General features: G+C 72.2%; 4 protein-coding genes and 1 pseudogene. 2 read left to right on the forward strand and 3 right to left on the reverse strand.

Annotated features, from left to right (window positions below):
- The coding region (locus ACLEQD_RS36995; protein ID WP_410390596.1) for a putative immunity protein at positions 1-223 on the reverse strand (223 nt) is incomplete at its 3' end.
- 169 nt (positions 224-392) lie between these two features.
- Between ACLEQD_RS36995 and ACLEQD_RS37000 the strand changes: the two genes are divergently transcribed.
- Entirely contained in the window at positions 393-1,418 is a 1,026-nt protein-coding gene (locus tag ACLEQD_RS37000) for a hypothetical protein (RefSeq protein WP_410390597.1), read from the forward strand.
- A gap of 4 nt (positions 1,419-1,422) precedes the next feature.
- Here the strand turns inward: ACLEQD_RS37000 and ACLEQD_RS37005 are convergent.
- Positions 1,423-2,786, reverse strand: a pseudogene (locus ACLEQD_RS37005) (sigma-54-dependent transcriptional regulator).
- Positions 2,783-4,132, reverse strand: coding sequence for a sensor histidine kinase (locus tag ACLEQD_RS37010; RefSeq protein ID WP_410390598.1), 1,350 nt, complete (start codon positions 4,130-4,132; stop codon positions 2,783-2,785). Before ACLEQD_RS37010 ends, ACLEQD_RS37005 begins: the two are co-directional and overlap by 4 nt.
- 328 nt (positions 4,133-4,460) lie before the next feature.
- Between ACLEQD_RS37010 and ACLEQD_RS37015 the strand changes: the two genes are divergently transcribed.
- Positions 4,461-4,810: biotin/lipoyl-binding protein (locus tag ACLEQD_RS37015; RefSeq protein WP_410390599.1), on the forward strand; the 350-nt coding region annotated here is incomplete at its 3' end.

Consider the following 4,810-nt stretch of genomic DNA (forward strand, 5'->3'; position numbering starts at 1 on the left):
CGGCGTGCGCGGTGGCGTCGCGGGCGGCGGCGTGCGCGGCGAAGGCGGCGACGCGTGCCTCGCTCATCGTCAGCGCTCCCTGGGCCCAGGCCCGTATGGCTTCGAGGGCCCGGCGGGGACGGAGGTCCTCCGGGAACTTCTGTTCGAAGTGGGGGAGCACGTGCTCGGCGCAGTCAGCGGCCCAGCGGGCCAGGGACTCGTGGTCGGACCTGTCGCGCTGCATGCCCCCGCTCCTTCCGGCGTCACCCACCTCTCGCGTTCTCTGTCATTCCGTGCGGACAGGTCAATGCGGGGGCTGACCCATCAACGCCAAGCGTCCGGGAAGCTACGTGGAAGTCCCACCACGCCGTCGCCGTTGCCAGGGTTCATCGAGGTTGCGTTACGCTCCCGCCATGTCCAGGGGCGCGTGGTGGATCGCGGTGCTGGTGGGATGGCTGGCGGTGCCGGCGGCGGGGTGGGCCTGTTCGTGCGGCTTCTCCTCGCGGAGCGTTGGCGGCGAACTGCGAGAAGCCCGGTCCGAGGCCGATTTCATCTACCTGGGCCGGATCCGTCAGGTGGGCGGCGCGTCCGGGGCTCTCTACACCGTGGAGGTCCTGGAGTCCTTCAAGGGCACCGTCAAGACAGGGACCGTCTTCCGGGAGCCGTTCTCCGGTGAGGGCGACTGCTCCCTGCCGGTGTCGCCGGGCGTGTGGCTGATCTACGCCTACGGCAATCCCGCGAGGACCACGCAGTGCTCGAGAAGCCGGCCGGTCGTCCCGGATGACAGTGAGCTGACCTGGCTTCGCACGGGAGTCCTGCCGCCGGTGCCTGTGTCGCTCCAGCGCGAGAGCGTGAGCTGCGAGGTGTGTGATGTCGATGAAATCGGGGGGCGCCTGCTGGTGCCGCCAGGGGCACCTCCCGCCAGGCGCTCCCCAAGTTGGACCAAGGATGTGGAGGCGCGATGGAAGGCGGGCCAACCGTTCTTCACGGACGCGAGCGCGGTGTCGGACTCGGAGCACCAGGTGCTGCTCGGGCTGTCACGGGAGGGCCGTGCCTTCGAGCTGTCCGAGACCCCTGTGTGGCCCTTCGAGCGAATGGGTTGCGAGCGTCGGATCCAGCTCCGGTGGTGCGAGCGATTGGAATTCCAGCAGGGTTCTGGCTTCCGCTGTGTCGGCCCGGGAACCGCGCAGGACGTTTGCGACGAGCGGCGCAGCCGGAAGGCGAAGTGGTTGCCGATGGAGCGGTTGCAGCCCGGGGCCTGTCACTGGGACCGGCCTGATTCGGCCCTCTGCATTCTGTCCGAGGACCGCTTTCCCTTTCCCGCGAGCAGCCCCGCCCTGCCAGTCCTTGCCTGTCATGACCTGAAGCAGGGGCCGGGCTCAGGCCCCTACAGGTGTGAGGTGAAGGTGAAGCCGGAGTCCATAACGCCGGAGCCGTGACCCTTCAGCGCTCCGGCTCCTCGTCTTCATTCAAGAGGCCGTGCTTGCGGAGCTTGTCGTGCAGCGTGGCCCGGCCGATGCCCAGCGCCTTCGCGGCCTCCGTGCGCTGACCCCTGGAGGCCGCGAGCGCCGCGAGGATGAGCTCCCGCTCGTGCGCATCCAGCTTCTCGCGCAGCGTGGCGCCGGTGGACGGGGCCTGGGGCGTGCTGGCGCCGCCGCCGGGCAGCAGCTCCAGGTCCAGCGTGCCGTCGGGGGACAGCACCACGGCGCTCTCCAGGGCGTTCTCCAGCTCGCGCACGTTGCCGGGCCAGGGGTGGGCCGTGAGGCGCTCCAGGAGCGCGGGCGTCAGTGGCACCGGCGGCATGCGGAAGCGCTCCGTGTGACGGGCGAGGAAGTGTTTCGCGAGCGCGGCGAGGTCCTCCGGGCGGCTTCGCAGCGGGGGCACCTGGAGCGTCACGACCTTGAGGCGGTAGTACAGGTCCTCGCGAAAGCGCCCCTCCGCCACGCGCTGGGGCAGGTCGCGGTGGGTGGCGGCCAGCACGCGGACGTCCACCGGGAAGGAGCGGTCCTCACCCACGGGCCGCACCTCGCCCTCTTGCAAGACGCGCAGGAGCTTTGCCTGGAGGGGCAGGGCGAGCTCTCCCACTTCGTCCAGGAGCAGGGTGCCTCCGGAGGCCTCGCGGAAGAGGCCCGGACGGGCGCGCACGGCGCCGGTGAACGCGCCCCGCGCGTGGCCGAAGAGCTCCGCCTCCGCGAGCTCCGGCGTGAGGGCGGCGCAGTTGAAGCGCACGTAGGGTTTGTCCGCGCGCGGGGAGGCGCGCACCAGTGCTTCCGCGACGCGCTCCTTGCCGGTGCCGCTCTCGCCGGTGATGAGCACGGTGACGTCGCGAGGGCCCACGCGCTGGATGAGCAGGGCCAGGCGGGCCATCGAAGGCGAGACGAAGACCAGCGAGCGCAGCAGGTTCACCTCGCCGGACAGCCGCTCGTTCTCCGCCTCCAGCCGGACCATGCCGAGCGCGCGGCGCACCACCGCCAGCACGTCGTCCACGTCGAAGGGTTTGCGGAAGTAGTCCAGCGCGCCCAGCTTCATGGCCTCCACGGCGTGCGCTCCGAGCCGTGCGCGGTGATGAGGATGACGCGGGGCGCATGCGGGCGCGCGGCGACGCGGCGCAGGAGCTCCATGCCATCCACGCGCGGCATGCGCAGGTCGCTGAGCACCAGGTCCACGGGCGGCTCCACCTCCAGGCGCGCGAGCGCGGCCTCACCGTCCACGGCCTCTTCCACGGTGAGCCCGTCGTCCTCCAGCAGGCCGCGCAGCGTGTAGCGCACGCCCGCGTCGTCATCCGCCACCAGCACGCGTGCCTTCACGACAGGGCCTCCTTTCGCGGCGCCTCGGCCATGGGGGACGCGGCCGGGAGGAGCAGCTCCGCCACGCAGCCTCCGCCGTCGCGTGCGCGCAGGCTCAGCTCCCCGCCGTGCTGGCGCATCAGCGCCCGCGACAGCGCGAGCCCCAGCCCGGAGCCATGGGGCTTCGTGGTGATGCCCGGCTCGAAGACGCGCTCCCGCACCTCCTCCGCGAGCCCGGGGCCCCGGTCACGCACCTCCACGCGGCCCTCGCCTCCCGGCAGCGTCCAGGCCTGGAGCTCCACCGTGGTGCCCCTGGGCGCGGCGTCCAGCGCGTTCTGCACCACGTCGATCAACACCTGCCGCACCTTGCGCGCGTCGCACCACGCTTCGACGGGCGGCCCTTCCGTGACCCTCAGCGCCACGCCCCGCTCTCCCGCCATGCCCTCGTGCAGCTCCGCCACCTGCCGGCACAGGCCGTCCAGGGGCACGTGCGCTTCGTTGAGCGGGAGCAGCGGCCGGGAGAAGTTGAGGAACCCTTCGAGGATCTCCTGCATCCGGTCCACCTCCCGGCGCAGCACCGCCAGCCGCTCCGCGGGCCGGCCCTCCACCTCGCGGGCAATCATCGCCGCCAGGCCCTTCACGCTCGCCAGCGGGTTCTTCAGCTCGTGGGCAATCTCTCCCGACAACGTGGTGAGCGAGCGCACCCGTTCCTCGTGGGCCTTCAGGGCTTCATCCCGCGCGTCCAGCGCCGTGCGCACCATGCCCCGGAACGTGTGCCGCATCGTCGTGCCGATGAAGTTCGCCCAGACCACCAGGAACGTCGTCACCACGAGCATCGTCACGAGCAGGGCGTCGCTGTGCCCCGCGCGCTGTCCGCCTCCAAAGAGCGCGGGCACCAGGTCCCCCACCACGCCCGTGAACGTCACCGCCGCCTGCACGCCCACCAGCGCGAGCAGGTAGCCCGCCCACCTGCGAGCCCTGGCGGGTGGAAAGAGGATCGCCGTGGCGAAGGCCACTGGCAGCACCAGGGGGATGAGCGGGCTCTCCAGTCCTCCCAGCGACAGGTTCAGCACCGTGAACAGGGGGAACGCCACCAGCGGCGGGGCCGTGCCCTGCTCGTGTGACAACACCGGCTGCCGCCGCCACGACGCCGCGACCCCCAGCCCCACCAGCACGAGCCCCAACGCCAGCGCCACGCACCACCGGCGCCACTCCGCCGTGTCGCCGATGAGCCCCAGCGAGCCCATCACCACCGGGAGGGGGCTCAGGAACAACAGCACCTTCGTCACCTGCCGGAACATCCGCGAGAAGGCCTCGCGCTGGACCTGCTCGACGCCGGCGGCCGTGGGCTGGGGTAGGGAATGCAAGGCGCGTCCTCCTGGACCGTGGGCGCTACCCTATGCCCAAGCAAGGCGGATGCCCCAGCCCGCGCGCCCTGGGGTCGCTCCCGCTTCGCCCCTCGTTGTTCGGAGGCCCGGCGCCGGCGCCGGAAATCCGAACAGGGGAGGGCCCTGCCCCCGGGGCTCCCCTGGCGTTCAGTGCTGGCACGTCCGGTGCTCAAGGTGACGCCAGGACACAGGGCCCGGACGGCCCCGTGCGCCGGACGCGGACTCCCCGGGACGGGCAGGCGTAGCGTGGAGCCGCCGCGCTCCGGGGGCGCTTCATTCGCGGCAGGGGCCGCGCCAGGAGGCTGGGGTGTCGGGACCGGGCAGGAAGTCGAAGCACTCGAAGCGAGGCATCATCGCCGGGGTCATCCTGGTCGCCGTCATCGCCAGCGGCATCCTCTGGCTGCGGCGGCCGGTCCCGGAGCCGCCGCCGCGCTTCACCGGCTACGTCGTCAGCGACAACGTCTACATGTCCTCCCCGGTGGCCGGCATGGTGGCGTCCGTCGCCGTGGTGCGCGGGCAGCGCGTGGCGGTGGGCACGCCGCTGTTCCGCATGGAGCCCACGTCGCTGGTGGCGCGCGCCGACCAGCGCGGGCGCAGGTGGGGCAGACGGAAGCCCAGTTGCTCGCGCGCCAGTCGGACGTGGCCCGCGCCCGCGCC

The organism is Corallococcus sp. 4LFB, from assembly GCF_046520365.1.
In the GTDB taxonomy this organism is placed as follows: Bacteria; Myxococcota; Myxococcia; order Myxococcales; family Myxococcaceae; genus Corallococcus; species Corallococcus caeni.

What these genes read in the sequence shown, in the direction of transcription:
- ACLEQD_RS37000 (WP_410390597.1), top strand. Translation starts at nt 393, where the DNA reads ATGTCCAGGGGCGCGTGGTGGATCGCGGTGCTGGTGGGATGGCTGGCG.